The sequence below is a fragment of the Bradyrhizobium sp. Mp27 genome (assembly GCF_029953005.1).
GTDB lineage: Bacteria > Pseudomonadota > Alphaproteobacteria > Rhizobiales > Xanthobacteraceae > Bradyrhizobium > Bradyrhizobium barranii.
Genome location: NZ_JASAUS010000918.1, coordinates 1 through 215, shown reverse-complemented (window position 1 = coordinate 215; position 215 = coordinate 1). Strand labels below are relative to the sequence as shown.

Below are 215 nucleotides of genomic sequence, written 5' to 3'. Positions count from 1 at the left end.
AGCAAAGTGCCGGCGTCGTCGGGGATGGCGCGTGCGAGGAATAGATCGTCCAGCACGAGGAGATCGCAGTCGATGATGGTTCGCAGCCGGACCTCGCGTTGTGCCGGAGAGCTATGGCGGAATCTGGGTGATGACGGTGTGAGGAAGGCGGCGTATCGAGGCGGGTGACGAGCCTGCCAGAACCTCTCGAGGAGAGCGATACGCCATGACCGAGA

Annotated in this window: 1 pseudogene; it reads right to left on the bottom strand. The window is 62.8% G+C overall.

Annotated elements, in window-relative coordinates:
* Positions 1–113: pseudogene (locus QJT78_RS53000) on the bottom strand (ATP-binding protein); the annotation flags it as partial.
* Positions 114–215: the final 102 nt, after the last annotated feature.